The 26,323-nt window shown below is 72.3% G+C and carries 28 protein-coding genes; 23 read left to right on the top strand and 5 right to left on the bottom strand.

Going from position 1 to position 26,323, the window contains the following annotated elements; genetic code table 11:
• Positions 1 to 39 precede the first annotated feature (39 nt).
• The 14 genes from rimM (at position 40) to ACWFQ8_RS00350 (ending at position 11,878) form a co-directional block, all read left to right on the top strand.
• Positions 40 to 591, top strand: coding sequence for a ribosome maturation factor RimM (gene rimM / locus ACWFQ8_RS00415; protein WP_453783973.1), 552 nt, complete (start codon positions 40 to 42; stop codon positions 589 to 591).
• Positions 591 to 1,412: a tRNA (guanosine(37)-N1)-methyltransferase TrmD gene (gene trmD, locus ACWFQ8_RS00410; RefSeq protein ID WP_453783972.1), complete on the top strand. Its 822-nt coding sequence runs from the start codon at positions 591 to 593 to the stop codon at positions 1,410 to 1,412. Before rimM ends, trmD begins: the two co-directional genes overlap by 1 nt.
• A 132-nt stretch (positions 1,413 to 1,544) precedes the next feature.
• Positions 1,545 to 1,895: a 50S ribosomal protein L19 gene (rplS, locus tag ACWFQ8_RS00405; RefSeq protein WP_453783971.1), complete on the top strand. Its 351-nt coding sequence runs from the start codon at positions 1,545 to 1,547 to the stop codon at positions 1,893 to 1,895.
• A gap of 44 nt (positions 1,896 to 1,939) precedes the next feature.
• Positions 1,940 to 2,680 (top strand): signal peptidase I, encoded by a 741-nt coding sequence (gene lepB / locus ACWFQ8_RS00400; RefSeq protein WP_453783970.1) that lies wholly within the window; start codon positions 1,940 to 1,942, stop codon positions 2,678 to 2,680.
• Positions 2,673 to 3,521, top strand: a complete 849-nt coding sequence (gene lepB / locus ACWFQ8_RS00395; RefSeq protein ID WP_453783969.1) for a signal peptidase I — start codon at positions 2,673 to 2,675, stop codon at positions 3,519 to 3,521. Before lepB (ACWFQ8_RS00400) ends, lepB (ACWFQ8_RS00395) begins: the two co-directional genes overlap by 8 nt.
• A 113-nt stretch (positions 3,522 to 3,634) precedes the next feature.
• The gene (gene lepB / locus ACWFQ8_RS00390) at positions 3,635 to 4,531 is read left to right on the top strand and encodes a signal peptidase I (protein ID WP_453784277.1); all 897 of its coding nucleotides are present in this window, start codon (positions 3,635 to 3,637) and stop codon (positions 4,529 to 4,531) included.
• A gap of 43 nt (positions 4,532 to 4,574) precedes the next feature.
• The gene (gene lepB / locus ACWFQ8_RS00385) at positions 4,575 to 5,411 is read left to right on the top strand and encodes a signal peptidase I (protein WP_453783968.1); all 837 of its coding nucleotides are present in this window, start codon (positions 4,575 to 4,577) and stop codon (positions 5,409 to 5,411) included.
• Positions 5,401 to 5,907, top strand: a complete 507-nt coding sequence (locus tag ACWFQ8_RS00380) for an NUDIX hydrolase (protein WP_453783967.1) — start codon at positions 5,401 to 5,403, stop codon at positions 5,905 to 5,907. Before lepB (ACWFQ8_RS00385) ends, ACWFQ8_RS00380 begins: the two co-directional genes overlap by 11 nt.
• A gap of 55 nt (positions 5,908 to 5,962) precedes the next feature.
• Positions 5,963 to 6,271: a DUF2469 domain-containing protein gene (locus ACWFQ8_RS00375; protein WP_005311352.1), complete on the top strand. Its 309-nt coding sequence runs from the start codon at positions 5,963 to 5,965 to the stop codon at positions 6,269 to 6,271.
• A 140-nt stretch (positions 6,272 to 6,411) separates the two neighbouring features.
• Positions 6,412 to 6,783, top strand: coding sequence for a YraN family protein (locus ACWFQ8_RS00370; RefSeq protein WP_453783966.1), 372 nt, complete (start codon positions 6,412 to 6,414; stop codon positions 6,781 to 6,783).
• Positions 6,783 to 8,414, top strand: coding sequence for a YifB family Mg chelatase-like AAA ATPase (locus ACWFQ8_RS00365; RefSeq protein ID WP_453783965.1), 1,632 nt, complete (start codon positions 6,783 to 6,785; stop codon positions 8,412 to 8,414). Before ACWFQ8_RS00370 ends, ACWFQ8_RS00365 begins: the two co-directional genes overlap by 1 nt.
• 527 nt (positions 8,415 to 8,941) lie before the next feature.
• Complete coding sequence (gene dprA / locus ACWFQ8_RS00360; RefSeq protein ID WP_453784276.1) at positions 8,942 to 10,222, top strand: DNA-processing protein DprA; 1,281 nt, start codon at positions 8,942 to 8,944, stop codon at positions 10,220 to 10,222.
• A 209-nt stretch (positions 10,223 to 10,431) separates the two neighbouring features.
• Positions 10,432 to 11,268, top strand: a complete 837-nt coding sequence (gene whiG / locus ACWFQ8_RS00355; RefSeq protein WP_453783964.1) for an RNA polymerase sigma factor WhiG — start codon at positions 10,432 to 10,434, stop codon at positions 11,266 to 11,268.
• A 52-nt stretch (positions 11,269 to 11,320) separates the two neighbouring features.
• Positions 11,321 to 11,878, top strand: a complete 558-nt coding sequence (locus tag ACWFQ8_RS00350) for a TetR/AcrR family transcriptional regulator (protein WP_453784275.1) — start codon at positions 11,321 to 11,323, stop codon at positions 11,876 to 11,878.
• Between the two features lie 15 nt (positions 11,879 to 11,893).
• Here the strand turns inward: ACWFQ8_RS00350 and ACWFQ8_RS00345 are convergent, their stop codons facing one another.
• Positions 11,894 to 12,346 (bottom strand): M23 family metallopeptidase, encoded by a 453-nt coding sequence (locus tag ACWFQ8_RS00345; RefSeq protein ID WP_453783963.1) that lies wholly within the window; start codon positions 12,344 to 12,346, stop codon positions 11,894 to 11,896.
• 244 nt (positions 12,347 to 12,590) lie between these two features.
• Between ACWFQ8_RS00345 and rpsB the strand changes: the two genes are divergently transcribed.
• From rpsB to ACWFQ8_RS00300, 9 genes are all read left to right on the top strand, one after another.
• Positions 12,591 to 13,520 carry a 30S ribosomal protein S2 gene (gene rpsB, locus ACWFQ8_RS00340; RefSeq protein WP_453783962.1) on the top strand — a complete coding sequence of 310 codons (930 nt, stop codon included), beginning with the start codon at positions 12,591 to 12,593 and terminating at the stop codon, positions 13,518 to 13,520.
• 138 nt (positions 13,521 to 13,658) lie between these two features.
• Positions 13,659 to 14,495, top strand: coding sequence for a translation elongation factor Ts (tsf, locus tag ACWFQ8_RS00335; protein WP_453783961.1), 837 nt, complete (start codon positions 13,659 to 13,661; stop codon positions 14,493 to 14,495).
• Positions 14,496 to 14,657: 162 nt separating this feature from the next.
• Positions 14,658 to 15,437, top strand: a complete 780-nt coding sequence (pyrH, locus tag ACWFQ8_RS00330) for a UMP kinase (protein ID WP_453783960.1) — start codon at positions 14,658 to 14,660, stop codon at positions 15,435 to 15,437.
• An 85-nt stretch (positions 15,438 to 15,522) separates the two neighbouring features.
• On the top strand, positions 15,523 to 16,080 hold the full coding sequence (gene frr, locus ACWFQ8_RS00325; RefSeq protein ID WP_360894482.1) for a ribosome recycling factor: 558 nt from the start codon (positions 15,523 to 15,525) through the stop codon (positions 16,078 to 16,080).
• On the top strand, positions 16,080 to 17,144 hold the full coding sequence (locus tag ACWFQ8_RS00320) for a phosphatidate cytidylyltransferase (RefSeq protein WP_453783959.1): 1,065 nt from the start codon (positions 16,080 to 16,082) through the stop codon (positions 17,142 to 17,144). The genes frr and ACWFQ8_RS00320 overlap by 1 nt, the downstream gene beginning before the upstream one ends.
• A gap of 75 nt (positions 17,145 to 17,219) precedes the next feature.
• Positions 17,220 to 18,332, top strand: a complete 1,113-nt coding sequence (gene rlmN, locus ACWFQ8_RS00315; RefSeq protein ID WP_453783958.1) for a 23S rRNA (adenine(2503)-C(2))-methyltransferase RlmN — start codon at positions 17,220 to 17,222, stop codon at positions 18,330 to 18,332.
• Between the two features lie 289 nt (positions 18,333 to 18,621).
• Positions 18,622 to 19,722, top strand: a complete 1,101-nt coding sequence (locus ACWFQ8_RS00310) for a thiamine ABC transporter substrate-binding protein (RefSeq protein WP_453783957.1) — start codon at positions 18,622 to 18,624, stop codon at positions 19,720 to 19,722.
• A gap of 89 nt (positions 19,723 to 19,811) precedes the next feature.
• Entirely contained in the window at positions 19,812 to 21,428 is a 1,617-nt protein-coding gene (locus tag ACWFQ8_RS00305; protein WP_453784274.1) for an ABC transporter permease, read from the top strand.
• Positions 21,428 to 22,477 carry an ABC transporter ATP-binding protein gene (locus ACWFQ8_RS00300; RefSeq protein WP_453783956.1) on the top strand — a complete coding sequence of 350 codons (1,050 nt, stop codon included), beginning with the start codon at positions 21,428 to 21,430 and terminating at the stop codon, positions 22,475 to 22,477. Before ACWFQ8_RS00305 ends, ACWFQ8_RS00300 begins: the two co-directional genes overlap by 1 nt.
• Positions 22,478 to 22,530: 53 nt before the next feature.
• Here the strand turns inward: ACWFQ8_RS00300 and ACWFQ8_RS00295 are convergent, their stop codons facing one another.
• The 4 genes from ACWFQ8_RS00295 to ACWFQ8_RS00280 all read right to left on the bottom strand — a co-directional run bounded on the left by ACWFQ8_RS00295 (position 22,531) and on the right by ACWFQ8_RS00280 (position 26,232).
• Positions 22,531 to 23,775 carry a cytochrome P450 gene (locus ACWFQ8_RS00295; RefSeq protein WP_453783955.1) on the bottom strand — a complete coding sequence of 415 codons (1,245 nt, stop codon included), beginning with the start codon at positions 23,773 to 23,775 and terminating at the stop codon, positions 22,531 to 22,533.
• 60 nt (positions 23,776 to 23,835) lie between these two features.
• Positions 23,836 to 25,242, bottom strand: a complete 1,407-nt coding sequence (locus tag ACWFQ8_RS00290; RefSeq protein WP_453783954.1) for an NAD(P)/FAD-dependent oxidoreductase — start codon at positions 25,240 to 25,242, stop codon at positions 23,836 to 23,838.
• Positions 25,239 to 25,484, bottom strand: coding sequence for a ferredoxin (locus ACWFQ8_RS00285; protein WP_453783953.1), 246 nt, complete (start codon positions 25,482 to 25,484; stop codon positions 25,239 to 25,241). Before ACWFQ8_RS00285 ends, ACWFQ8_RS00290 begins: the two co-directional genes overlap by 4 nt.
• A 112-nt stretch (positions 25,485 to 25,596) precedes the next feature.
• A complete protein-coding gene (locus ACWFQ8_RS00280; RefSeq protein WP_453783952.1) occupies positions 25,597 to 26,232 on the bottom strand; it encodes a hypothetical protein in 636 nt (211 codons plus the stop codon).
• Positions 26,233 to 26,323: the final 91 nt, after the last annotated feature.

The raw sequence follows: 26,323 nt of genomic DNA, 5'->3' as shown, positions 1-26,323 counted from the left end.
CGCCCCGGCCCGTCGTCGTCTGAACAGGAGAGACACACAGTGCAGCTGGTAGTCGCGCGGATCGGCCGCGCCCACGGCATCAAGGGTGAGGTCACCGTCGAGGTACGGACCGACGAGCCCGAGCAGCGGCTCGGCCCCGGCGCCGTGCTCCGGACCGAACCGGCGTCGGCGGGACCGCTGACCATCGAGACGGGCCGGGTGCACAGCGGCAGGCTGCTGCTGCGCTTCGAGGGCGTCAAGGACCGCACCGGCGCAGAGGCGCTGCGCAACATCCTGCTGATCGCCGAGGTGGACCCGGCGGAGCTCCCGGAGGAGCCCGACGAGTACTACGACCACCAGCTGATGGACCTGGACGTGGTCCTGGTGGACGGCACCGGGATCGGCCGGATCACCGAGATCTCCCACCTGCCCTCGCAGGACCTCTTCATCGTGGAGCGGCCCGACGGGTCCGAGGTCATGATCCCCTTCGTGGAGGAGATCGTCGCCGAGATCGACCTGGAGGAGCAGCGCTGCGTCATCACGCCGCCGCCCGGGCTGATCGACGACCGCGCGGAGATCGCCTCCGCGAGGGACGTGGAGGAAGGGTCCTGATGCGTCTCGACGTCGTCACGATCTTCCCCGAGTACCTGGAGCCGCTGAACGTCTCCCTCGTCGGCAAGGCCCGCGCCCGCGGCGAGCTCGACGTGCACGTCCACGACCTGCGGCAGTGGACGTACGACCGGCACAACACCGTCGACGACACCCCGTACGGCGGCGGTCCCGGCATGGTCATGAAGACCGAGCCATGGGGCGAGGCCCTCGACGCGGCGCTGGCCGACGGCTACGAGACGGGTGCGCGCGAGCCCGTCCTGGTCGTGCCCACCCCCAGCGGCCGGCCCTTCACCCAGGACCTGGCCGTCGAGCTCTCCGAACGCCCCTGGCTGATCTTCACGCCGGCCCGGTACGAGGGCATCGACCGCCGGGTCGTGGACGAGTACGCCACGCGTATGCCGGTGTACGAGGTCTCCATCGGCGACTACGTCCTGGCGGGCGGCGAGGCAGCCGTCCTGGTCGTCACCGAGGCGGTGGCCCGGCTGCTGCCCGGTGTGCTCGGCAACGCCGAGTCGCACCGGGACGACTCCTTCGCGCCCGGCGGGATGGCCAACCTGCTGGAAGGGCCCGTCTACACCAAGCCCCCGGTGTGGCGCGGGCGGGACATCCCCGAGGTGCTGCTCAGCGGCCACCACGGGAAGATCGCCCGGTGGCGCCGCGACGAGGCGTTCCGCCGGACCGCCCGGTTCCGGCCGGACCTGATCGAGCGCTGCGAGGCGGGGGCCTTCGACAAGAAGGACCGCGAGATCCTCGGCATCCTGGGCTGGCGTCCGTCCGCGGACGGACGATTTTGGCGCAGGCCGCGAGCCGTGGAAGAATAGGCGGCTGCTGTACGCCCACGAGCGCCCCTGCCACAGGGGGACCGTCGCCCGTCGGTCGTAACAGCTCCCGAACTCTCTACGGAAACCCGCCCGGCGACCTGTGGCGTCGTGCGAAGAAAGCAGACGAAGAACATGTCTCACCTGCTCGATGGCGTCAACGCCGCCGCGCTCCGCTCGGACCTCCCGGCCTTCCGCCCGGGTGACACCGTCAACGTCCACGTCCGCGTGATCGAGGGCAACCGCTCCCGTATCCAGCAGTTCAAGGGCGTCGTCATCCGTCGCCAGGGCGCCGGTGTCTCCGAGACCTTCACGGTCCGCAAGGTCTCCTTCAGCGTCGGCGTGGAGCGTACCTTCCCGGTGCACTCGCCGATCTTCGAGAAGATCGAGCTCGTCACCCGCGGTGACGTGCGCCGCGCCAAGCTGTACTACCTCCGTGAGCTCCGCGGCAAGGCCGCGAAGATCAAGGAGAAGCGCGACAACTGAGGTCCACTCCGGGTTCCGGGGGCGGCCGGATAGGCTCGCCCTCGATGGACACCGAAGCACCTCACACGACACGCGGCCACTCTTCCCCCGGCGAGGGGGAGGGGCGGTCGCGTTTCGCGTTTCCGTCGTCGTGGCGGAGCCTCTCCTGGAGGCGGGCCGGCGTGCTGGGCATCGTCTGCACCGTCGCCCTCCTGCTGGTCAGCAACTTCCTGGTCCAGCCGTTCCTGATCCCGAGCCGGTCGATGGAGCCGACCCTGCGGGTCGGGGACCGGGTGCTGGTCAACAAGCTGGCCTACCGTTTCGGCGATCAACCGGTCCGCGGCGACCTGGTCGTCTTCGACGGCACGGGGTCGTTCGTACGGGAGGCCGCCGAGGGCGGTCCGATCGGCGAGGCCCTGCACGGCGCGGCGTCGGCGCTCGGGCTCGCGGAGCCCTCCGACACCGACTTCGTGAAGCGGGTCGTGGGCGTGGGCGGTGACGACGTGGTGTGCTGCGACGCGGACGGCCGGATCGAGGTCAACGGCGTCGCGCTCGACGAGCCGTACCTGTACCCCGGTGACGCGGCCTCGAAGGTGCCCTTCCGGATCGTCGTACCCCTTGGGACCCTGTGGGTGATGGGTGATCATCGTTCCCAGTCCCGGGACTCGCGGGACCACCTGGGCGAACCGGGCGGGGGGATGGTGCCGGTGGAGAAGGTGATCGGGCGGGCCGACTGGATCGGCTGGCCGGTCTCGCGGTGGGGTTCGGTCGGATCCGCGACCCGCGCCGGAGGCGGACATGGGTAGCCGCGGACGGCCCCGGCCCGGACGGGAGCCCGAACCGGAGCCGGAGCCGGAACCCGTCGTGGTCGAGGGGGGCCGGGCCGAGCGGCGCCGGACGGCCCGCAGGGTGCGCCGGCGCCGCCGCACGCGCCGGGCCGGTGAACTGCCGCTGCTGGTGGTCGTCGCCCTGTGCATCGCCCTGGTGCTCAAGACCTTCCTCGTGCAGGCCTTCTTCATCCCGTCGGGCTCGATGGAACAGACCATCCGGATCGGTGACCGGGTACTGGTGGACAAACTGACCCCGTGGTTCGGCTCGGAGATCGAGCGCGGCGACGTCGTCGTGTTCAAGGACCCCGGGGGCTGGCTCGCGAAGGACGCCGCCCGTCCGGAGCCCGATCCGGTGGGGGTCAAGCAGATCAAGCAGGCGCTGACCTTCATCGGGCTGCTGCCCTCGGCCGACGAGCAGGACCTGATCAAGCGGGTCATCGGCGTGGGCGGGGACACCGTCCGGTGCTGCGACGGCAAGGGCCGGGTCTCCGTCAACGGATCGCCGCTCGACGAGCCGTACGTGAACCCGGGCAACGCGCCCTCGGAGATCCGTTTCGAAGTGACGGTGCCCGCCGGGCGGATCTTCGTGATGGGCGACCACCGCGCGAACTCGGCCGATTCCCGTTTCCACCTCGACGAGGCCTTCCAGGGCACGATCGACGAGGACGAGGTCGTGGGGGAGGCCGTGGTGATCGCCTGGCCCTACGCGCACTGGCAGCGGCTGGAGCAGCCCGCGACCTTCCTGATGGTCCCCGATCAGGCGAGACGCGAGGGACGCGGTCGCGGTCGGCGCCGCCGGGGCACGGCGTTCGCATAGTGTGTCCTGGGTCTCCCGCGCCTTAGGGAACTCCCGCTCGTTAGGGGAGGGGAGGGCCCGTGCCCGATCCGGCGCGGGCGGCGATTTGCGAGTGAGGAGTGGATGTGGGGGATGTGGCGGTGGGCGCACGATCCGGACGCGGCGAGGGCGAGGAGCGGCCGGACGACGCCGTCGAGGGCGAGGCCGAGGACGGTGGCAGCGCGGCGCACGCGCAGCGCTCGTTCTGGAAGGAGCTGCCGCTCCTCATCGGCATCGCACTGCTGCTGGCCCTGCTGATCAAGACGTTTTTGGTGCAGGCGTTCTCGATCCCGTCGGACTCGATGCAGAACACCCTGCAGCGGGGCGACCGGGTGCTGGTGGACAAGCTGACCCCGTGGTTCGGCTCCGAGCCCGAGCGCGGTGAGGTCGTGGTCTTCCACGACCCGGCGAACTGGCTGGCCGGTGAGCCCACCCCGGAGCAGAACATCGCGCAGAAGGCCCTCAGCTGGATCGGCCTGATGCCGTCCGCCGAGGAGAAGGACCTGATCAAGCGGACCATCGCGATCGGCGGGGACACGGTCGAGTGCAAGAAGGGGGGACCGGTCGTCGTCAACGGCAAGGAGCTGGACGAGCCGTACATCTTCCCCGGCAACACCGCGTGCGACGACGCCCCCTTCGGCCCCATCACCGTGCCCAAGGGCAAGATCTGGGTCATGGGCGACCACCGCCAGAACTCCCAGGACTCCCGCTGGCACATGCAGGACTCCACCCAGGGCTTCGTGCCGGTGGACAAGGTCGTCGGGCGGGCCGTGGTGGTCGCGTGGCCGATCACCCGCTGGTCCACGCTGCCGGTTCCGGACACCTTCGACCAGCCCGGCATCGGCAACCAGGCCGCGGCGACCGCGCTCGGCCTCGGGGCCGCCGGTCTCGCCCCGGTCGGGCTGGGACCCGCAGCCCTGGGCCTCGCCGGAGCGGTGCCGCTCGTCCTGTGGCGGCGGCGGAGGCTGACCGGCGGGACTACCGCCCGGTAGGGTGCCGCCCAGGTCGACGATCTCCGAGTGTGGGGGCGCTGCAATGGGCGGAACGGTAACAACACGTCGTATACGTGGTGGCGGCGATGGCCACGGCGGCCCCGGTCACGTCCTGTCGGGGATCGCCGTGGCCATCGGCTTCGCGCTCTTCCTCGGGGGCTTCCTCTGGGGGGCGCTCGTCTACCGGCCCTACACCGTGCCGACCGATTCGATGGTGCCCACCGTGCGGCCGGGGGACCGGGTGCTGGCGGAGCGCATCGACGGCGGCGAGGTGCGGCGCGGAGACGTGGTCGTCTTCATCGATTCCCTGTGGAGCGACTCCCCCATGCTCAAGCGGGTCGTCGGCGTAGGCGGCGACACCGTGAAGTGCTGCGGCGCGGGCGGCGAGCTTACGGTGAACGGCGCGGTCCTCGACGAGTCGTACATCGACCGCGCGGAGCCCGCCGCGGGCGCCGGTACGGGGACCGGGGGCGGGGCCGACTCCGTCGCCGGGGCCGCTCCCACCTCGCCGTCCTTGACTCCCCCCGCCACCGGAACCCCCTTCGAGGTGACCGTTCCCGAGGGGAACCTCTTCCTGCTGGGCGACCGGCGGGGTGCCTCCGTGGACTCCCGGGCGCACCTCCAGGAGGCCGGACAGGGCACGGTGCCCCGATCCGCGGTCCAGGCCCGCGTCGACACCCTGGTGTGGCCCTCCCTGACCGCCGTCGAGCGCCCGAACACGTACGCCGCCCTGCCGGGCGGCACCTCCCGGCCGGGACCGCTGCGGCTCCAGCTGGCGGCGGTGGTGGTCGGAGCCGCCCTGGTGGTGCTGGGGTCCGCGTACGGGCCCCTCGTACGGCTCCTGGGACGCGGACGTCGGGAGCGGAGCGGTGTCCGCTGAGCCGGCCGCGGCCGAGGGGCCGCGCAAGGTGTCGCGGGTGATCCTGCTGGACCCCGAGGACCGGATCCTGCTGCTCCACGGCTTCGAGCCGGCGGACCCGGCCGACGACTGGTGGTTCACGCCGGGCGGCGGGCTGGAGAGCACCGAGACCCGGGAGCAGGCCGCGCTGCGCGAGCTCGCGGAGGAGACGGGGATCACAGAGGTGGAACTGGGGCCGGTGCTGTGGCAGCGGTACTGCGCCTTCCCCTTCGACGGGCGGCGCTGGGAGCAGGACGAGTGGTACTTCCTCGCCCGTACCACCCGGACCGCGATCGAGCCGGCCGGGCTCACCGAGCTGGAGCGACGCAGCGTCACCGGAGCCAGGTGGTGGACCTCCGAGGAACTTCTGGCGGCCCGTGAGACGGTGTACCCGACCAGACTCGCCGAGCTGCTCCGATCGCTGCTCGACGACGGCCCTCCGGGTGCGCCGGTGGTCCTGGCCCCGGAAATCGTTTAGGGGCACACGGGCCTGGCGCACAATAGGGGGACGCACGGCTGAAGGGGAACATGCCATGAGTGCCGAGGACCTCGAAAAGTACGAGACCGAGATGGAGCTGAAGCTCTATCGGGAGTACCGCGACGTCGTCGGGCTGTTCAAGTACGTGATCGAGACCGAACGTCGTTTCTATCTCACCAACGACTACGAGATGCAGGTGCACTCGGTCCAGGGGGAGGTCTTCTTCGAGGTCTCGATGGCTGACGCGTGGGTCTGGGACATGTACCGGCCGGCCCGTTTCGTGAAGCAGGTCCGCGTGCTGACCTTCAAGGACGTGAACATCGAGGAGCTCAACAAGAGCGACCTCGAACTGCCCGGCAGCTGAGGCGGGGGCCGCGCCCGACCGCGCCGTCCGGGGTCTGTCAGCCGAAAGAGTGACGGGGTTTTCCACAATGCTCCGGTTGTCCACCAAGATCCACGGGGTGGGTGGGGACGCGGGATCGTCGGTGCCGGAGGTGGTGCCGGATGAACGCGAAGGGCGTGGCACAGCAGGCATTGGGGCGGTACGGCGAGGAGCTAGCGGCGCGGCGGCTGACCGAGGCCGGGATGACCGTGATCGCGCGGAACTGGCGGTGCCGCAGCGGGGAGATCGACATCGTCGCGCGGGACGGGGACGCCCTCGTCGTGTGCGAGGTGAAGACCCGCAGGGCGGGAGCGTTCGAGCATCCCATGGCCGCCGTGCGGCCGGGCAAGGCCGAGCGGCTGCGCCGCCTCGCCGGGCGGTGGCTCGCCGATCACGGTGGGCCACCGCCGGGCGGGGTGCGCATCGACCTGGTCGGAGTCCTGCTGCCGGCGCGCGGTGCGCCCCTGGTGGAGCACGTCAGGGGGGCGGCCTGATGGGGTTCGCGCGAGCCTGTTCGGTGGCCCTGGTGGGCGTCGACGGCGTGGTCGTGGAGGTGCAGGCCGATCTGGAGCCGGGGGTGGCGGCCTTCACCCTGGTGGGGCTGCCGGACAAGACCCTGGTCGAGAGCCGGGACCGGGTGCGGGCCGCCGTCGTCAACTCGGGGGCGGCCTGGCCGCAGAAGAAGCTCACGGTCGGGCTCAGTCCGGCCTCGGTACCGAAATCGGGCGCGGGCTTCGATCTGGCCGTGGCCGCGGCGGTCCTGGGGGCCGCCGAGGTGGTGGATCCGGGGTCGATCGCCGACCTCGTCCTCATCGGCGAGCTGGGCCTGGACGGCCGGGTGCGCCCGGTCCGGGGCATCCTGCCCGCCGTGCTCGCCGCGGCGGAAGCGGGCTACCGCCAGGTGGTGGTGCCGCAGCAGTGCGCGGCCGAGGCCGCGCTCGTGCCCGACGTCGCGGTCCTCGGCGTGCGCAGCCTGCGCCAGCTGATCGCGGTCCTGACCGACGGGGTGGTCCCGGAGGAGGAGAGCGCCGGCCCGCCCGGCCGGCCGGACCCGATGCTGGCCGGTCTGGTCCTGCCGGGGGCCGGGCTGGGCACGGGGCTGGCCCCGGGGCGCCCGGGGGCAGAGGCGCACGACGCTCCGGACCTCGCCGACGTGGCCGGGCAGCACGGTGCGCGCCGGGCGCTGGAGGTGTCCGCCGCCGGCGGGCACCACCTCTTCCTCAGCGGGCCTCCCGGAGCCGGCAAGACGATGCTCGCCGAGCGGCTGCCGTGGCTCCTGCCACCGCTCACCCGGCGCGACTCCGTGGAGGTCACGGCCGTCCACTCGGTCGCGGGGATCCTGCCGCCGGGCGAACCGCTGGTCACCAGAGCGCCCTACTGCGCTCCGCACCATTCGGCGACGATGCAGTCCCTGGTGGGCGGCGGGAACGGCGTCCCGAGGCCCGGGGCGGTCTCCCTCGCCCATCGGGGCGTGCTCTTCCTGGACGAGGCCGCCGAGTTCCACGGCCGGGCGCTGGACGCCCTGCGCCAGCCGCTGGAATCGGGTCACGTGGTCATCGCGCGCGCCGCCGGGGTGGTGCGGCTGCCGGCCAGGTTCCTGATGGTCCTCGCGGCGAATCCGTGCCCCTGCGGGCGCCACACCCTGCACGGGGCCGGGTGCGAATGCCCGCCCGCGGTGATTCGCCGGTACCAGGCGAGGCTGTCGGGACCGCTGCTCGACCGGGTGGACCTCCGGGTGGAGGTCGAGCCGGTGACCCGCTCGGACCTGCTGGGCCGGGGCGGGCGCGGGGAGTCCACGGCGGTCGTCGCGGAGCGGGTCCGGGAGGCCAGGGACCGCGCGGCGCACCGGCTCGCCGAGACCCCCTGGCGGCTCAACTCGGAGGTACCCGGCCAGGAGCTGCGCACGCGGTGGCCGGTGGGACCGGGGGCCCTGGCGCAGGCCGAGCGCGATCTGGAACGGGGACTGCTCACCGCGCGGGGCCTGGACCGGGTGCTGAGGGTCGCCTGGACCGTGGCCGACCTGAGGGGCGGGGGCCGGCCCGAGGCGGTGGACGTGGCCGTCGCGCTGGAGCTGCGGACGGGGATCGCGCGAGGCGCGGCACTGGCGGCGGGGGCCCGGTCATGACGGGGGAGCGGGAGCCGGTCCGGCCCGCGCCCGACCGCCCCGAAACGCCGGGCGCCGCCCCACCCCCGGCGCAGCCCCCGAAACCTCGGAGGCGAACAGCCCCACCCACGGGGAGCCCGCCCGCCGCGAGCCCCGACGGCGGGGACGCGGGCGGGCGCCCCGGCCGCCGGGAGCCGGCCCGGGCGAGCCCCGGCGGCGGGGATACGGCTCGCACCGGCCCCGACGGCGGGGACCCGGGTGCAGTGGGCGCCGGGGCCCCCGGCCGGGGGGTTCCCGGGCCGGATGCTGCGGGTGCCGGAGATCGAGCCGGAGGCCCCGGCCGGGGAGATCCGGGTCCGGGTGCCCCGGGTCACGGGGACGGTGCTGCGGGTGCCCCCGGGTCCGGGGATGCCGGCGGTCCGGGCCCCGGGTACGGGGCCGCGGCTGCCCGGGGTCCGGGCCGCGGGGATCCGGGTGCCGGTGCCCCGGGGGTTCCGGATGACGGCGGTCCGGGTCCGGGTCCCCCCGGTGCCGCTGCTGGTGCCGGTATCGGCGCCGGGGTCGCGGGTGCCCGGGGTTCGAGGCGTGGGGATGTGCGTACCGGCGCTCCGGGTGCCGGGGGTCGGGGAGGCCGGGACACCGGGGGCGGCGGCGGGGGGTCGGATCCGGAGCTGCTGGCGCGGGCCGCGCTGACCCGGGTGCTGGAGCCCGGGGACGAGCACGGCGGGCGCTGGCTGCGGGAGTACGGCGCGGTGGGACTGATACGGCTGCTGACCGGCCCCGGGGCCGAGCCGCCGGCCGCGGCGGGGGTCGGGCGGGAGCGGTTCGACGGGTACCGCCGGCGGGCGGCCCTCGCCGACCCCGCGCGGGACCTGGCCCTGGCCGCGGAGGCGGGGTGCCGGTTCGTCCGCCCCGGGACCGCGGAGTGGCCCACGCAGCTCGACGACCTCGGCGACGCCCGGCCGGTAGGGCTGTGGCTGCGCGGCCGGCCCGACCTGCGGACCTGGGCCCTGCGTTCGGTGGCCGTCGTGGGGGCCCGGGCGTGCACCCCGTACGGCGCGCACATGGCGCAGAACCTGGCCGCCGGGCTCGCCGAGCGCGGCTGGGTCGTGGTCTCCGGGGCGGCCTTCGGGATCGACGGCGCCGCGCACCGGGGCGCCCTCGCCGCGGGCGGCGCCACGGCGGCCGTGCTGGCCTGCGGGGTGGACGTGCCGTACCCCCGGGGCCACGCCGGGCTCCTCGGCCGGATCGCCGCCCAGGGGCTGGTGCTGGGGGAGTTGCCGCCCGGCAGCCATCCGACCCCCAGCCGATTCGTACTGCGCAACCGGGTCATCGCCGCCCTCACCCGGGGCACCGTCGTGGTGGAGGCGGCCCACCGCAGCGGCTCCCTGGTCACGGCCCGACGGGCCCGGAAACTGGGCCGGTTCGTCATGGGCGTGCCCGGCCCGGCCACCAGCGGACTCTCGGCCGGCGTGCACGAACTGCTGCGCGGTGAGAACGGCGCCGTGCTCGTCACGGACGCGGCCGAGATCGCCGAACTCGTCGGCTCCATGGGCGAGCTGGCTCCCGAGCGGCGCGGCCCCGTGGTCGCCCGGGACCTGCTGCACCCCGACACGGCGCGGGTGCTGGAGGCGCTGCCGGCGGGACGGCCGGCGGACTTGGCGGAGCTGGCACTTGCCTCCGGCACCGGCACCGATGAAGTCATCGGCAGACTGTACGAACTTCACTCTCTGGGGTTCGTCGAACGGCAGGGCGACGGCTGGCAGTTGGCCGGGCGGGCACTTCTCACGGGCACACAATCCGGGGCCGCCCGGCGAGGCGGTCGTTGACCTGGGGAGTTCCGGTGAAAGAGTGAAACCGATGAGAGACGCGGTCCTCCCGGTGGCAGTCGCCGGGACCGTGCGCCAGGCGCCGGTCCCGGGCGACCCGTGCGATCCGGGGCGCGCCTGCGCCCCCGCGCGATCCCGTACTCTTCGCGCACCGCGACGATTCCGTCACGCTACGCTCCCAACGAATCCGGCTCCGGCAAAGGCGAAGCATGCCCCAGCACACCTCAGGGTCTGACCGCGCTGCGGTGCCTCCCGCTGCCCGCGGCAGCGTGCGGTCCACCGCGCCCTCGTCCCTGGACATGCTCTGGCGCTCGTACAAGGACTCGGGCGACGAGCGGCTCAGGGAGCAGCTGATCCTGCACTACTCGCCCCTGGTGAAGTACGTCGCCGGCCGGGTCAGCGTGGGCCTGCCGCCCAATGTGGAGCAGGCCGACTTCGTCTCCTCCGGGGTGTTCGGGCTGATCGACGCCATCGAGAAGTTCGACATCGACCGGTCGATCAAGTTCGAGACGTACGCGATCACCCGGATCCGCGGCGCGATGATCGACGAACTGCGCGCGCTGGACTGGATCCCCCGCTCGGTCCGGCAGAAGGCGCGGGCCGTGGAGCGCGCCTACACGACGCTGGAGGCCCAGCTGCGGCGCACCCCGACCGAGTGCGAGGTCGCGGGCGAGATGGGCATCGCCGTGGAGGATCTCCACGCTGTTTTCAGCCAGTTGTCGCTCGCCAACGTGGTCGCGCTGGAGGAGCTGCTGCACGTCGGCGGCGAGGGCGGCGACCGCCTCTCGCTGATGGACACCCTGGAGGACACCGCCGCCGACAACCCGGTCGAGGTGGCCGAGGACCGGGAGCTGCGGCGCCTGCTGGCACGGGCCATCAACACGCTTCCCGAGCGGGAGAAGACGGTGGTGACCCTCTACTACTACGAGGGCCTCACCCTGGCCGAGATCGGCCATGTGCTCGGCGTGACCGAGAGCCGCGTCAGCCAGATCCACACCAAGTCGGTGCTGCAACTGCGGGCCAAGCTGGCGGACGTCGGCCGGTGACCTTGCGGTACCTCCGTAGAGTGGACGCGTGCCCAGGATTCGAGCGGCCTCCGTGGCCGAGCACCGGTCGATGCAGCGCGGCGCCCTCTTGGACGCCGCGCGTTCCCTGCTGTCCGAAGGCGGGACGGAAGCCCTGACCTTCCCCGCCCTCGCGGAGCGGACCGGGCTCGCCCGGTCCTCCGTGTACGAGTACTTCAAGTCCCGCGCGGCCGTGGTCGAAGAGCTGTGCGCCGTGGACTTTCCCGTGTGGGCCGCCGAGATCGAAGCGGCGATGGAGCGGGCCGAGGCGCCCGAGGTGAAGATCGAGGCCTACGTGCGGAGCCAGCTGGAGCTGGTGGGCGACCGCAGGCACCGGGCCGTGGTGGCGATCTCCGCCAGCGAGCTGGACGCCGGGGCGCGGGAGAAGATCCGCGCGGCGCACGGGGGCCTGGTGGCGATGATCGTCGAGGCGCTGGCCGCCCTGGGGCACGAGCAGCCCCGGCTCGCGGCGATGCTCCTCCAGGGCATGGTGGACGCCGCCGTCCGGCGCATCGAGCTGGGTGCTGCGGAGGATCCCGCCGTCGTGACCGAGGCGGCCGTCGCCATGGCCCTGCGCGGCGTCCGGGGCTGACGCCCCGGCCCTCGTTCACGGCCCCGGCAGCAGCCGGGGGGTCGGGCGGGCCAGGAGCGTGAGCGGGTCGAGGTACGCCTCGCCCGCCAGGAGGCCCCAGTGCAGGCACGGGGACGGGCAGTGGGAGCCCGCGGTGAGCACCGCCACCACCTGCCCCGCCGTCACCTCCTCGCCCTCGGCGACCAGTGCGCGTACCGGCTCGTAGGTCGTGCGCAAGCCGTTCGGCAGGGCGACCGAGAGCACCCCGCGCCCGGCGACCGGGCCCGCGAAGTGCACCCGGCCCGCGCCGGCCGCGCGGACCTCCGTGCCCACCGGCGCGGACAGGTCCACCCCGCGGTGGCCGGCCGCGTACGGCGTCGGCGGCGGATCCCACCAGCGGGCCACCACCAGCGGCGCGGGCAGCGGGCGGACCCCGGAGCCGGAGAGCTGGGCGAGTACGAGCAGGAGGCCGAGCAGCAGTGTCGTCATGGCCCCAGCGTCCCGCCCCGACGCGGCACCCCGCCGGGCCTGTGGACAGGGCGGGGACTGTGGACAACGGCGTCACCCGGCACACCGCCGGGTCCCGTACACTTCTTGTGGCGATCCGGGTCACCGGGTCGACTTCGCACGCCCCACCACCAGCCCGAAACGGCCAGGTGGCAGCGTCTCTCGGTCCCACGGGGCAGGGCGCGGCGGGGCGTCAGGACCAAACCGAGAAACCAAGGAGATGGCCATGGCCGTCGTCACGATGCGGGAGCTGCTGGAAAGCGGCGTCCACTTCGGTCACCAGACCCGCCGTTGGAACCCGAAGATGAAGCGCTTCATCTTCACGGAGCGCAACGGCATCTACATCATCGACCTGCTGCAGTCGCTGTCGTACATCGACCGCGCCTACGAGTTCGTGAAGGAGACCGTCGCGCACGGTGGCTCCATCATGTTCGTCGGTACCAAGAAGCAGGCTCAGGAAGCCATCGCCGAGCAGGCGACGCGCGTGGGCATGCCCTACGTCAACCAGCGCTGGCTCGGTGGCATGCTCACCAACTTCTCCACCGTCTACAAGCGCCTCCAGCGTCTGAAGGAGCTTGAGGCGATCGACTTCGAGGACGTCGCCGCCTCGGGTCTCACCAAGAAGGAGCTCCTGGTCCTCTCCCGCGAGAAGATCAAGCTGGAGAAGACCCTCGGTGGTATCCGCGAGATGTCGAAGGTCCCCAGCGCCGTCTGGATCGTCGACACCAAGAAGGAGCACATCGCCGTCGGTGAGGCGCGCAAGCTCCACATCCCGGTCGTCGCGATCCTCGACACCAACTGCGACCCCGACGAGGTCGACTACAAGATCCCGGGCAACGACGACGCGATCCGCTCCGTCACCCTGCTCACCCGCGTGATCGCCGACGCCGTCGCCGAGGGCCTCATCGCCCGCTCCGGCGCTGCGACCGGCGACTCGAAGCCGGGCGAGAAGGCCGCCGCCGAGCCGCTCGCCGAGTGGGAGCGCGACCTGCTCGAGGGCGACAAGAAGGCCGACGACGCCGCTGAGGCCGCTCCGGCCGAGGCCGCCGCCGAGACCGTCGAGGCCCCGGCCGCCGAGACCGTCGAGGCTCCGGCCGCCGACGCCACCGAGGCCCCGGCCACCGAGGCCCCGGCCGCCGACGCCGAGCAGGCCTGACCCACTGAGAGAGTGTCCGGCGTTCACGCGCCGGGCACTCCCAGCACGGACGATGACGGCGGGGGAGCCGCGCCCGAGGGCGCGGCGCCTCCGCCGTTCACCCGTAGATCTACGACTTCGAGAGAGAATCACAGACTCATGGCGAACTACACCGCCGCTGACGTCAAGAAGCTCCGCGAGCTCACCGGCGCCGGCATGCTGGACTGCAAGAACGCGCTCGTGGACGCCGACGGCGACGTCGACAAGGCCATGGAAGCGCTCCGCATCAAGGGTCAGAAGGGCGTCGCCAAGCGCGAGGGCCGTTCTGCCGAGAACGGTGCGGTCGTCTCCCTCATCGCCGACGACAACACCTCCGGTGTCATCGTCGAGCTGAAGTGCGAGACCGACTTCGTCGCCAAGGGCGAGAAGTTCCTGGCCGTCGCCAACCAGCTGGCCGCGCACGTCGCCGCCACCTCCCCGGCCGACATCGAGGCGCTGCTCGCGTCCGAGATCGAGCCCGGCAAGACCGTCACCGCATTCGTCGACGAGGCCAACGCCAACCTCGGCGAGAAGATCGTCCTGGACCGCTTCGCGCAGTTCACCGGCGCTTACGTGACCTCGTACATGCACCGCACGATGCCCGACCTGCCGTTCCAGATCGGTGTCCTGGTCGAGCTCGACAAGGAGAACGCCGAGGTCGCCCGCGGCGTCGCGCAGCACATCGCCGCGTTCGCGCCGCAGTGGCTGTCGGCCGAGGACGTCCCGGCCGAGAAGGTCGAGTCCGAGCGTCGCATCGCCGAAGAGGTCACCCGCGCGGAGGGCAAGCCCGAGGCCGCCATCGCGAAGATCGTCGAGGGTCGCGTCAACGGCTTCTTCAAGGAGGCCACCCTCCTCGGCCAGCCCTACGCGCTGGACAACAAGAAGTCCGTCCAGAAGATTCTGGACGAGGCCGGTGTCACCCTGAAGCGCTTCAGCCGCATCAAGGTCGGCATCTGAGTCCGTCCGTACGCGACGGACACCGGACCCCGGTAGGGTCTGAGGCAGTCGTCCGCGCTCGCGCAGGACGACCGCAGATCTGACGAGGAGGCCATTGCCGTAGAGGGAACCGCGAGGACCCACCGGCAATGGCCTTCTTCGTATGTGCACGAGGAGATCTCCATGAATCAGGGCGTGGACCACCACACCGCTTCCGACGACAAGAGCGACCAGCAGAAGAAGGGCCGCCGCTTCATGTTGAAGCTGTCGGGCGAGGCCTTCTCCGGTGGCGGAGGACTGGGCGTCGACCCCGACGTCGTCCACGCCATCGCACGTGAGATCGCGGCGGTGGTCCGCGACGGCGCGGAGATCGCCATCGTGATCGGCGGCGGCAATTTCTTCCGCGGCGCCGAGCTCCAGCAGCGCGGCATGGACCGGGCCCGGTCCGACTACATGGGCATGCTCGGCACGGTCATGAACTGCCTCGCCCTCCAGGACTTCCTGGAGAAGGAAGGCATCGACTCGCGCGTGCAGACCGCCATCACGATGGGGCAGGTCGCCGAGCCGTACATTCCGCTGCGTGCCGTACGGCACCTGGAGAAGGGCCGCGTCGTCATCTTCGGCGCCGGCATGGGCATGCCCTACTTCTCCACCGACACCACGGCCGCCCAGCGTGCCCTGGAGATCGACGCCGAGGCCCTGCTCATGGGCAAGAACGGTGTCGACGGGGTCTACGACTCCGACCCGAAGAAGAACCCGGACGCGGTGAAGTTCGACGCGCTGGAGTACGGCGAGGTGCTCTCCCGCGACCTCAAGGTCGCGGACGCCACGGCCATCACGCTGTGCCGTGACAACAAGCTGCCGATCCTCGTCTTCGAACTGCTCGCCGAGGGCAATATCGCCCGCGCGGTCAAGGGTGAGAAGATCGGCACGCTCGTCAGCGACCAGGGAACCCGGTCCTGAGCGGTCCGCGACCGGACCCGGCCCGGACCCGTCCGTCCCGTCCCGCCAGCCTGAACCATCCATTCAAGACATGCAGGAGCACGTGGTGACCGAAGAGATCCTCCTCGAGGCCGAGGAGAAGATGGAAAAGGCCGTCGTCGTCGCCAAGGAAGACTTCGCCGCGATTCGCACCGGCCGTGCGCACCCGGCGATGTTCAACAAGATCGTGGCGGAGTACTACGGCGCCATCACGCCCATCAACCAGCTCGCCTCCTTCTCGGTCCCCGAGCCGCGCATGGCGATCGTGACCCCGTTCGACAAGAGCGCCCTGCGCAACATCGAGCAGGCGATCCGCGACTCCGACCTGGGGGTCAACCCCAGCAACGACGGCAGCATCATCCGGGTGACCTTCCCCGAGCTGACGCAGGACCGCCGCAAGGAGTACATCAAGGTCGCCAAGAACAAGGCCGAGGACTCCAAGGTCTCCATCCGCTCCGTCCGTCGCAAGGCGAAGGACGCCCTTGACAAGCTCGTCAAGGACAAGGAGGCCGGCGAGGACGAGGTGCGCCGCGCGGAGAAGGAGCTCGACGACACCACCGCGAAGTACGTCGCGCAGGTGGACGAGCTGCTCAAGCACAAGGAAGCCGAGCTCCTCGAAGTCTGATGAACGACTCTTCCTGGCAGCCGGAGCCGGTTCCGGCGGGTCCCGCATACGATGCGCAGGTGGGCCCGCACACTCGGCCCATGCCCATCGTGCCCGATGCCGCCGGCCGTGACTTCGACGACCGGGAAGCACGCGATCGGGGGGCCGCCGCGGACGGCGGCCCCCTCTTCCGCGCCGAGACGCCGCCGCAGGAGCCCATGCCCAGCCCCCCGCCCCCGCAGCCGCAGGACGCGTCCCCACCGCCCAAGAAGCGTGCCGGGCGGGACCTGCGCGCCGCCATAGGGGTCGGCGTCGGCCTCGGCGCGGTGATCTTCGCGTCGCTGTTCGTCGTCAAGGCGGTCTTCGTCGGCGTCGTCGTCGTGGCGGTCGTCGTGGGCCTGTGGGAGCTCACGTCCCGGCTCCAGGAGCAGAAGGGCATCAAGGCTCCGCTGGTTCCGCTGGCCATCGGCGGAGCCGCCATGGTCATCGCCGGGTACGTCCGGGGGGCCGAGGGCGCCTGGGTCGCCATGGCCCTTACCGCGCTGGCGGTCCTGGTCTGGCGGATGACCGAGCCGCCCGAGGACTACCTCAAGGACGTCACGGCCGGCGTCTTCGCGGCGTTCTACGTGCCCTTCCTGGCCACCTTCGTCACGATGCTCCTCACCGCCGACGACGGACCGCAGCGGGTGGTCACCTTCCTGGTGCTGACCGTGGTCAGCGACACCGGGGCCTACGCCGTCGGCTGGCGGTTCGGCAAGACCAAGCTCGCGCCGCGCATCAGCCCCGGGAAGACCCGCGAGGGGCTCTTCGGCGCCGTCGCCTTCGCGATGGCGGCGGGCGCCCTGTGCATGGAGTTCCTGATCGACGGCGGCTCCTGGTGGCAGGGCCTGGTAATGGGCCTGGCGGTCGCGGTCAGCGCCACCCTGGGCGACCTCGGCGAGTCGATGATCAAGCGGGACCTGGGCATCAAGGACATGGGCACGCTCCTGCCCGGTCACGGCGGCATCATGGACCGCCTGGACTCCCTGCTGCCGACCGCCCCCGTGGTGTGGCTGCTGCTGGCCGCCTTCGTGGGCACGGGCTGATACCGCCCAAACGGTTACTCTTGAAAGGCGCGCTGCTTCTGCGGCGCGCCTTTCGTCTTACGAGGAGTACCTGCCATGGCCCGCCCTGTTCCGGGAGAGCTCACCTTCGTCGCCCCGCGCGGGGCCAAGAAGCCGCCCCGGCACCTCGCCGACCTCACGCCGCAGGAGCGCCGCGAGGCGGTCGCCGCGATCGGCGAGAAGCCCTTCCGGGCCAAGCAGCTCTCCCAGCACTACTTCGCCCGCTACGCGCACGACCCGGCCGAGTGGACGGACATCCCCGCGGGCTCCCGCGAGAAGCTCCAGCAGGAGCTCCTCCCGGACCTGATGAACGTCGTGCGCCACATCAGCTGCGACAACGACACCACCCGCAAGACCCTGTGGAAGCTGCACGACGGCACGCTCGTCGAGTCCGTGCTGATGCGCTACCCGGACCGGGTCACCATGTGCATCTCCTCGCAGGCCGGCTGCGGCATGAACTGCCCCTTCTGCGCCACCGGCCAGGCCGGCCTGGACCGCAACCTGTCCACCGCCGAGATCGTGCACCAGATCGTCGACGGCATGCGGGCGCTGCGCGACGGCGAGGTCCCGGGCGGCCCCGCCCGGCTGTCGAACATCGTGTTCATGGGCATGGGCGAGCCGCTGGCCAACTACAACCGCGTGGTCGGCGCCATCCGACGCCTCACGGACCCGGAACCCGACGGCCTGGGCCTGTCGCAGCGCGGCATCACCGTGTCCACCGTCGGCCTGGTCCCGGCGATGCTGCGGTTCGCCGACGAGGGCTTCAAGTGCCGTCTGGCCGTCTCGCTGCACGCGCCGGACGACGAGCTGCGCGACACCCTGGTCCCCGTGAACACCCGCTGGAACGTCCGCGAGGTGCTCGGCGCGGCCTGGGAGTACGCGGAGAAGTCCGGCCGCCGGATCTCCATCGAGTACGCCCTGATCCGCGACATCAACGACCAGGCCTGGCGCGGTGACCTGCTGGGCAAGCTGCTCAAGGGCAAGCGCGTCCACGTCAACCTGATCCCGCTGAACCCGACGCCGGGCTCCAAGTGGACCGCCTCGCGCCCCGAGGACGAGAAGGCCTTCGTGGAGGCCATCGCCCGGCACGGCGTGCCCGTGACCGTACGGGACACCCGGGGTCAGGAGATCGACGGCGCCTGCGGTCAGCTGGCCGCCTCGGAGCGCTAGTGCCGTGACCGGCGAACCGTGCCGGTCACAGCACTGGATCCGGCCCGAGTCGTCCCTGTTCGACCGCGGGGTACTCTGTGGCCGAACCAATTGCATATTCCGACAGGGGAGCGCCACAGCGCTGAGAGTGCGGTATCCGTCATCCGCAGACCCTCTGAACCTCGCCCCGGTCATTCGGGGTAGGAAGTTCGGTCATCACTCAAGCTGTTGCGCCCTGCCCGGCGTCCGCTCGCACCAGAGCGCCGGGCAGGGCCGCGTCTTCTCCTGGACATCCCAGGAGGAATCACCAGTGAGCACCACCAAGAAGATCGCGGGCGCCGCGCTCGCGGCCGCGCTGGGCGTCACCGCGCTCAGCGCCTGCGGCGGCGGCGACGCCAAGGACAAGCCGGCGGGCGGGAGCGACGCCCCGAAGTCCAAGACCGTCACGCTGGTCTCCCACGACTCCTTCAACGCGACGGACACGGTCCTGAAGGAGTTCGAGCAGAACAGCGGTTACACCGTCAAGGTGCTGAAGTCCGGGGACGCGGGCGCGGCGCTGAACCAGGAGATCCTCACCAAGGGCTCCCCGCGCGGCGACGTGTTCTTCGGCGTGGACAACACCCTGCTCTCGCGCGCCCTGGACAACGGGATCTTCACCCCGTACGAGGCCGCGGGCCTGGGCGACGTGAAGCCGGAGTACCACCTCGACAAGCAGCACCGGGTCACCCCGATCGACTCCGGTGACATCTGCGTCAACTACGACAAGCAGTACTTCGCCGACAAGAAGATCGCCCCGCCGCAGACGCTGGACGACCTGGTCAAGCCGGAGTACAAGAACCTGCTCGTCACCGAGAACGCCGCGACCTCCTCGCCCGGCCTCGGATTCGTGCTCGCCTCCGTCGGCAAGTACGGCGAGGACGGCTGGAAGGACTACTGGACCAAGCTCAAGGCCAACGGCGTCGAGGTCGTCGACGGCTGGGAGCAGGCCTACAACGAGCGGTTCTCCGGTTCCGCGGGCGGCAAGAAGGCCAAGGGCGACCGCCCGCTGGTCGTCTCCTACGCCTCCAGCCCGCCGGTCGAGGTGCTGTACGGCGAGCCGCAGCCGACCGAGGCCCCGACGGGCGTCGCCGCCGGCACCTGCTTCCGCCAGATCGAGTTCGCGGGCCTGCTGGAGGGCGCGAAGAACCCGGAGGGCGGCAAGGCCCTGCTGGACTTCCTGATCAGCAAGAAGTTCCAGGAGGACATGCCGCTCCAGATGTTCGTGAACCCGGTGACGGCGAGCGCGGCGCTGCCGGAGATCTTCACGAAGCACGGTGTGGTGATCGAGAAGCCGGAGAACGTGACTCCGGACGTCATCGCCAAGAACCGTGAGCAGTGGGTCAAGACGTGGACCTCGCTCGTCGTGAAGTAAGCGGCACCGGGCACACGGGCGCGGCGCCGGGGGGCGCCGCGCCCGCATCCGGCGAGGGCCGGCGGGCGACCGCCGCGCGCCTCGCCCTGATGGCCCTGCCCCTCGCGTTCTTCGGGCTGTTCTTCGGCTGGCCCGTCGCCGCGATCGTCGGGCGCGGGCTCAAGACCGGTGCGGGGTGGCAGTTCGGCCGGATCCGCGAGGTGCTGGCCCGCCCGGACATCGCAGACGTGCTGTGGTTCACCACCTGGCAGGCGCTCGCCTCCACCGTGCTGACCCTGCTGGTCGCGCTACCCGCGGCGTACGTGTTCGCGCGCTTCGAGTTCCCCGGAAAACAACTGCTGCGCGCCCTGGTGACCGTGCCGTTCGTGCTGCCCACCGTGGTCGTCGGCACCGCCTTCCTCGCGCTGGTCGGCCGCGGCGGGCTGCTGGACGAGCTGGGGGGAGTCCGGCTCGACACCACCGTCGTGGCGATCCTCCTCGCCCACGTCTTCTTCAACTACGCGGTGGTCGTGCGGACCGTCGGCGGTCTGTGGGCGCAGCTCGACCCGCGCCAGGAGGAGGCCGCCCGGGTGCTGGGCGCGGGCCGGTTCGCGGCCTGGCGGCGGGTGACGCTGCCCGCGCTGGTCCCGGCCGTGGCCGCCGCCTCGGTGATGGTGTTCCTGTTCACCTTCACCTCCTTCGGCGTCGTGCAGATCCTCGGCGGGCCGTCGTACTCCACCCTGGAGGTGGAGGTCTACCGGCAGACCGCGCAGCTCCTGGACCTGCCCACGGCGGCCGTGTTGACCATGGTGCAGTTCGCCGCCGTCGGGGGGATCCTCGTGGTGCACGCCTGGACCGTGCGCAGACGGGAGACCGCCCTGCGGCTCGTGGATCCGGGGCGTACGGGGCACCCGCCGCGCGGCGTCGCCCAGCGCTCGCTGCTGGGCGGCGTGCTCCTGACGATCGCCCTGCTCATCGTGCTGCCGCTCGCGGTGCTGGTGGAGCGGTCCTTCGACGCTCCCGGCGGATACGGGCTCGGCTTCTACCGGGCTCTGGGGGACGCGGGCGCCGGGGGCGGGACCTTCCTCGTGCCGCCGCTGGAGGCGATCTGGAATTCCCTTCAGTACGCCCTGGCCGCCACCGCCATCGCCCTGCTCGTCGGCGGGCTCGCGGCCGCGGCGCTGACCCGGCGCGCCGGGCGCTTCGTGCGCGGTTTCGACGCGCTGCTCATGCTCCCGCTGGGGGTGTCCGCCGTGACCGTCGGCTTCGGCTTCCTGATCACCCTGGACGAGCCGCCGCTCGACCTGCGGACCTCGTGGATCCTGGTGCCCCTGGCCCAGGCGCTGGTGGGCGTGCCGTTCGTCGTACGCACCATGCTGCCGGTGCTGCGCGCGGTCGACGGCCGGCTGCGCGAGGCGGCCGCCGTGCTCGGCGCCTCGCCGCTGCGGGCGTGGCGCGAGGTGGACCTGCCGCTGGTGCGGCGGGCCCTGCTGATCGCGGCCGGGTTCGCCTTCGCGGTCTCGCTGGGCGAGTTCGGTGCGACCGTCTTCATCGCGCGGCCGGACCGGCCGACGCTGCCGGTGGCCGTGGCGCGGCTGCTGGGGCGGGCCGGGGAACTGAACTACGGGCAGGCGATGGCCCTGAGCACGATCCTGATGCTGGTGTGCGCCGCGTCCCTGTTGGCGCTGGAGCGGCTGCGGCCCGACAAGACCTCCGGAGAGTTCTGATGACCCTGCTTCAGCTGGAAGGGGTGTCGGTCCGGTTCGGCGCGCGGGCGGTCGTGGACGCCGTGGACCTCGCGGTCGCCGCACACGAGATCGTGTGCGTGCTCGGGCCGAGCGGCAGCGGGAAGTCCACGCTGCTGCGGGTCGTCGCCGGGCTCCAGCCGGTGTCCGGTGGGCGGGTGCTGCTGGGTGGGGCCGACCAGGCCGGCGTACCCGTGCACCGGCGGGGCGTCGGCCTGATGTTCCAGGACCACCAGCTGTTCCCGCACCGGGACGTCGGCGGCAACGTGGCCTTCGGCCTGCGGATGCGCGGCGCCGGGAAGGCCTCGTACGGGCCCCGGGTCGCGGAGCTGCTGGAGCTGGTCGGCCTCCCCGGGGCGCGGGGCCGGGCGGTGGCCTCCCTGTCGGGCGGCGAGCAGCAGCGGGTCGCGCTGGCCCGCGCGCTCGCGCCCTCGCCCCGGCTCCTGATGCTCGACGAACCGCTGGGGCAGCTGGACCGGGGGCTGCGGGAGCGGCTCGTGGTGGAGCTGCGGGGGCTGTTCTCCCGGTTGGGGACGACGGTGCTGGCCGTGACGCACGACCAGGGAGAGGCCTTCGCGCTGGCCGATCGGGTGGTCGTGATGCGGGACGGGCGGATCGCGCAGGCCGGAAGCCCGCTGGAGGTGTGGCAGCGGCCGGCGTCGGAGTTCGTGGCGCGGTTCCTGGGCTTCGAGAACGTGGTCCCCGCGACGGTCTCGGGCGGCGCGGCGGTCACCCCGTGGGGGAAGGTTCCGGTCCCCGCCGGCTCCCCCGAGGGGGAGCGGCAGTTGCTGGTCCGGCCCGCCGGGGTCCTGCTCGCGCAGGACGGGCTCGCCTGCGAGGTGCTGTCGCGCACCTTCCAGGGAACGCACGTCGCGCTGCTGCTGCGGCCGGAGTCGGGACCGGAGCTGGAGGCCGAGTGCGCACTGGCCGGTGCCCCGGCCGCGGGGGACCGGGTCGCGGTGGCCTTCGCTCCGGCCGAGGTCGTCGTCCTGCCGGCCGCGGGGCGGGACGCGGCTCCCGTGTCCCCCTGATCCGGCGGGGACGTTCAGGCGCGGATGCCGTCGCAGGATCCGGCGGGGAGCGTTCAGGCCCGGATGCCGTCGCAGGAGATCGGCAGGTGCCGGGGGCCGCGCAGGACCGCGTTCTGGCGGTACGGCGGCGGGTCCTCCAGCAGCTGCGGGTTCTCCAGCCTGCGGGCCAGCTCGCTCAGCGCCAACTGGGCCTCCTGGCGGGCCAGGGGGGCACCGAAGCAGCTGTGGATCCCGCTGCCGAGGCCGAGGTGCTGGATGTCCCCGCGGTCCGGATCGAAGCGGTCCGCGTGCTCGAAGCGGCGCGGGTCCCGGTTCCCCGAGGCCAGGATCAGCCACAGGGAAGCGCCCTTGGGGATGGTGACCCCGGCGACCTCGATCTCGGAGAGGGTGCTGCGCTGGGGCAGCAGCTGCACGGGGGGCTCGTACCGCAGCAGTTCCTCGACGATCGGTACGACCAGTTCCGGTTCGCCGCGCAGCCGCTTGAGCACGTCCGGGTGGCGCAGCAGGGTCAGCATGCCGTTGGTGATCAGGTTGACGGTGGTCTCGTGGCCCGCGATCAGCAGCAGCGCGGAAGTGCTGAGCACCTCCATCGTGGTCATCGACCCGTCCGGGCCCTCCGCCGTCGCCAGCTGGGACAGCATGTCCCCGCCCGGGTTCTTGCGGCGCTCCTCGATCAGCCCGGCCAGGTACATGCCCAGCTCCATCCGGGCGTCCTGCGACCCCTTGCCGTGCTGGGCGGGATCCGCGTCCGGGTCGGGGTCCAGGCTGGCGGCGAGGGTCTCCGCCCACACGTGGAAGCGCGGCTCGTCCTCCCGCGGCACCCCCAGCAGCCGGCAGATCACCGAGACCGGGAACGGGTACGCGAACTGGTCGACCAGGTCGATGCGGTCCAGGTTCCCGGCCTCGACGAGGCCGTCCACCAGGCCGGAGACGAGGCCGCCGAGCTCGCCCCGCATGTCGTACACCCGGTGGGGGGCGTGCGGCGGCCCGAACGGCCGGTTCGTCATCCGGCGCAAGCGGTCGTGGTCCGGCGGGTCGAGCTTGAGGAAGGACGGGGGCAGGGTCGTCCCCTCCTCCTCGGACTGCCCCAGCGGATCCTCCGCGCCCGATTTCAGGTTGCGTGCGTCGGAGCTGATCCGGGGGTCGTGGAGGAGGCTTCGGATCTCGTAGTACGTGCTGACGACGTACGGGCCGTCCCCGTCGTGGGAGACCGGCGTCTTGCGGAGCTCCTCGTACAGCGGGTACGGGTCGGCGCGGTTCGCGTAGTCGATGATCTCCCGCAGGATGGCTTGTGTCATGACGGGTCCTCGTGATCCTCGGGGAGCGCGCGGTGCGGTGGCGGCGGGCTCGTGGCGCGGTCAGGGACGTGCGGGGACGAAGGTCATCTTCCGGTCGGCCGGGGAGTAGCCGCTGAGGGTGATCGTCGGCCCGTGGGTCGGCACCGAGGGGTCGGGGAAGTCCGCCGGCACCGGCTTGCTCCCCTCCGGCCTGCGGTCCACCGTCGCGAAGGGCGGCGGGAAGGGCGCGGTCGTCTCGATCTGCTGCTCGTAGAACGGGAGCCACCGGCAGTTGTCGAAGGTGACGGCGGCGATCACGCGCCCCTGGTAGCCGTACACGGCCGCGAACCGGCGCTCGGCGCGGGAGCCCTGCGTGATGAGGATCTCGGTCCCCATCGGGGGCACTCCGACCGACTTGATGTTCACGCCGAACTGGGAGGACCAGAACGCGGGGACCCACAGGTGGGGGCGGCGGTCCGCGCTCTCGCTGAGCATGTTGTGCGCCGCCGTGTCGGCCTGCGCGACGGCGTTGCCCCAGTGCTCCAGGGACAGGAACTGGTAGCCGAACAGGGCGTGCGGGGAGCGGGCCACGTCACCCGCCACGTAGATGTCGTCGGTGACGATGCCCCGGATGTCGAACGCCCGGCAGCCCGCGTCGCAGGCGATGCCCCGGGGGCCGGCCCCCAGTCCCGAACCGGCGAGCCACTCGGTGTTGCGCTGCGCGCCCAGCGAGACGACGACCACGTCGGCCTCGACGGTGGACCCGTCGGAGAGGTGGGCGGCACGGACCCGCCCCGAGGGGTCGCCCTCCAGGCCGGTCACCATGACCCCCGTGCGCAGGTCGACCCCGTGCTCGCGGTGCATGTCGGCCGCGACCTCGCCGATGACCCCGCCGAGCGCGCCGACCAGCGGCGCGGCGCCCCGTTCGGCGACCGTGACGTCCAGGCCGCGCTCCCGGCAGGCGGAGGCGATCTCGGAGCCCGTGAACCCGGCTCCGATGACGAGCACCCGGCGGGGACCGGCGGCGAGCGCCCGTTGCAGTCCCTCGCCGTCGTCCCGGGTGCGCAGGACGAAGACCCCGTCGAGGGCGGCCTCGTCCTCGTGGGGCCACGGCCGGGCCCGTACTCCGGTCGCGATCAACAGCCGGTCGTACTCGACCTCGTCCCCGTTGCCCAGCCGGACCCGGCGCCCGCCCATGTCCAGGCCGGTGGCGGGCACCCCCAGGCGCCAGTCGGCGTCGATCGCCCGGCGGCGGGGGAGTGCGGTGCGGTCGGCGACCGCGTTGCCCAGCAGGACCTGCTTGGACAGCGGGGGCCGGTCGTACGGCTCGTACGGTTCGTCGCCGATCATCGTGAGTGAACCGGTGAACCCCTTCTCGCGCATCGTCTCGGCGGCCCGCAGGCCGGCCAGCGAAGCGCCGACGACGACGATGCGGCCCTCGCGCTTGAGCCGCTCCAGGGATCCGTCGTGCGCTCCCGCACCGCTCACCGCACGCCTCCGGTGGGGGCCCCGGCGGTGGTCACGGCCTCCAGGTCCTCGTCCGCGAGCTCCACGAGGATGGCGCCGACCGGGCAGGCGGCCACGGCGCGGGCCACGTTCTCGCGCTGCTCGGCGGCCGCCTGCGGGTTGTACAGCAGCGACTCGTCGCCGTGCATGGCGAACACGTCGGGAGCGAGGAAGGCGCACTGCGCGTATCCCTGGCAGCGGTTGAGGTCGACGACAAGCCTCATGACGGATCTGCCTTTCGCTGGCCTGATCATCCCCGTCGCCCCGAGCCCCCGTCCCTTCCCCCAGGATGCACGCGGGCCCCGAGGACCGCCCGCTGGAGTGCGGAACGCCAGTTCAGGGGAGGTAGGACCGGTCGTCGGGAGCGCCGTCGCGCCGGGCGCGCACGATGTGCACGCTGACGACCAGCGCCCAGGCCGGGAACACCAGCTCGGACCAGGGGACGCCGGAGCCCACGACGAGCAGGACCAGCCCGGCCGCGTAGCCGACGAGGGCGAGGGGCCTCGGGAAGATGCCGAGTCGGCGGCCGATGGTGGAGGTCGCGAAGACGAACACGGCGGCCATGCGCATCGCGTAGGTGGTCAGCAGGGTGTACGCGTAGTGGCGGCCGAAGACGGCGTCCGCGGTGTCCTGGAGCACGGTGCCCGCCGAACCGGCGGCTACGAAGAGGGCGGCGACGAAGACGAACCCGCTGCCGAGGAAGACGGTGGCGACGAACTTGTCCTCGGCCTCTCCGGCGTGTGCGCGCAGGGCGCCCATGAACCACAGGAAGGCGATGCCGGCGAAGGGCACGATCTCCAGCGCGAGCCGTACCGCCCAGCGGTCACCCGAGGCGATGACGGCGTCGGCGGCACTGCCCGTGGGGACGGCGATCCGCATGAGGACGATCGCCGCCGCGAGCAGCACCGCGAAGGCGATCCCGGCCGTTCCGGCGGCCCGGGGCGTGCGCATGCGTTCCGTCGTGGGCTCCATGGGCCCCTCGCTTTCTCCCCCGGTCCAGCAAGCGGCAGCCGCCCGCCCGCCACCACCGGGGCGAGGCCGTGCGGGTGACCCCCGCACGGCC

The sequence above is a fragment of the Streptomyces sp. NPDC055254 genome (assembly GCF_053606025.1).
The sequence above is the reverse complement of the archived record's forward strand: the minus strand, read 5'-3'. Positions and strand labels throughout refer to the sequence as shown.

What these genes read in the sequence shown, in the direction of transcription:
- ACWFQ8_RS00285 (WP_453783953.1), bottom strand. Translation starts at nt 25,484, where the DNA reads ATGAGGCTTGTCGTCGACCTCAACCGCTGCCAGGGATACGCGCAGTGC.
- ACWFQ8_RS00345 (WP_453783963.1), bottom strand. Translation starts at nt 12,346, where the DNA reads ATGACGACACTGCTGCTCGGCCTCCTGCTCGTACTCGCCCAGCTCTCC.
- ACWFQ8_RS00280 (WP_453783952.1), bottom strand. Translation starts at nt 26,232, where the DNA reads ATGGAGCCCACGACGGAACGCATGCGCACGCCCCGGGCCGCCGGAACG.
- ACWFQ8_RS00320 (WP_453783959.1), top strand. Translation starts at nt 16,080, where the DNA reads ATGAACGACTCTTCCTGGCAGCCGGAGCCGGTTCCGGCGGGTCCCGCA.
- whiG (WP_453783964.1), top strand. Translation starts at nt 10,432, where the DNA reads ATGCCCCAGCACACCTCAGGGTCTGACCGCGCTGCGGTGCCTCCCGCT.
- ACWFQ8_RS00300 (WP_453783956.1), top strand. Translation starts at nt 21,428, where the DNA reads ATGACCCTGCTTCAGCTGGAAGGGGTGTCGGTCCGGTTCGGCGCGCGG.
- rlmN (WP_453783958.1), top strand. Translation starts at nt 17,220, where the DNA reads ATGGCCCGCCCTGTTCCGGGAGAGCTCACCTTCGTCGCCCCGCGCGGG.
- rplS (WP_453783971.1), top strand. Translation starts at nt 1,545, where the DNA reads ATGTCTCACCTGCTCGATGGCGTCAACGCCGCCGCGCTCCGCTCGGAC.
- lepB (WP_453783970.1), top strand. Translation starts at nt 1,940, where the DNA reads ATGGACACCGAAGCACCTCACACGACACGCGGCCACTCTTCCCCCGGC.
- tsf (WP_453783961.1), top strand. Translation starts at nt 13,659, where the DNA reads ATGGCGAACTACACCGCCGCTGACGTCAAGAAGCTCCGCGAGCTCACC.
- ACWFQ8_RS00375 (WP_005311352.1), top strand. Translation starts at nt 5,963, where the DNA reads ATGAGTGCCGAGGACCTCGAAAAGTACGAGACCGAGATGGAGCTGAAG.
- ACWFQ8_RS00370 (WP_453783966.1), top strand. Translation starts at nt 6,412, where the DNA reads ATGAACGCGAAGGGCGTGGCACAGCAGGCATTGGGGCGGTACGGCGAG.
- lepB (WP_453783968.1), top strand. Translation starts at nt 4,575, where the DNA reads ATGGGCGGAACGGTAACAACACGTCGTATACGTGGTGGCGGCGATGGC.
- lepB (WP_453783969.1), top strand. Translation starts at nt 2,673, where the DNA reads ATGGGTAGCCGCGGACGGCCCCGGCCCGGACGGGAGCCCGAACCGGAG.
- ACWFQ8_RS00305 (WP_453784274.1), top strand. Translation starts at nt 19,812, where the DNA reads ATGGCCCTGCCCCTCGCGTTCTTCGGGCTGTTCTTCGGCTGGCCCGTC.
- ACWFQ8_RS00295 (WP_453783955.1), bottom strand. Translation starts at nt 23,775, where the DNA reads ATGACACAAGCCATCCTGCGGGAGATCATCGACTACGCGAACCGCGCC.
- rpsB (WP_453783962.1), top strand. Translation starts at nt 12,591, where the DNA reads ATGGCCGTCGTCACGATGCGGGAGCTGCTGGAAAGCGGCGTCCACTTC.
- pyrH (WP_453783960.1), top strand. Translation starts at nt 14,658, where the DNA reads ATGAATCAGGGCGTGGACCACCACACCGCTTCCGACGACAAGAGCGAC.
- trmD (WP_453783972.1), top strand. Translation starts at nt 591, where the DNA reads ATGCGTCTCGACGTCGTCACGATCTTCCCCGAGTACCTGGAGCCGCTG.
- ACWFQ8_RS00365 (WP_453783965.1), top strand. Translation starts at nt 6,783, where the DNA reads ATGGGGTTCGCGCGAGCCTGTTCGGTGGCCCTGGTGGGCGTCGACGGC.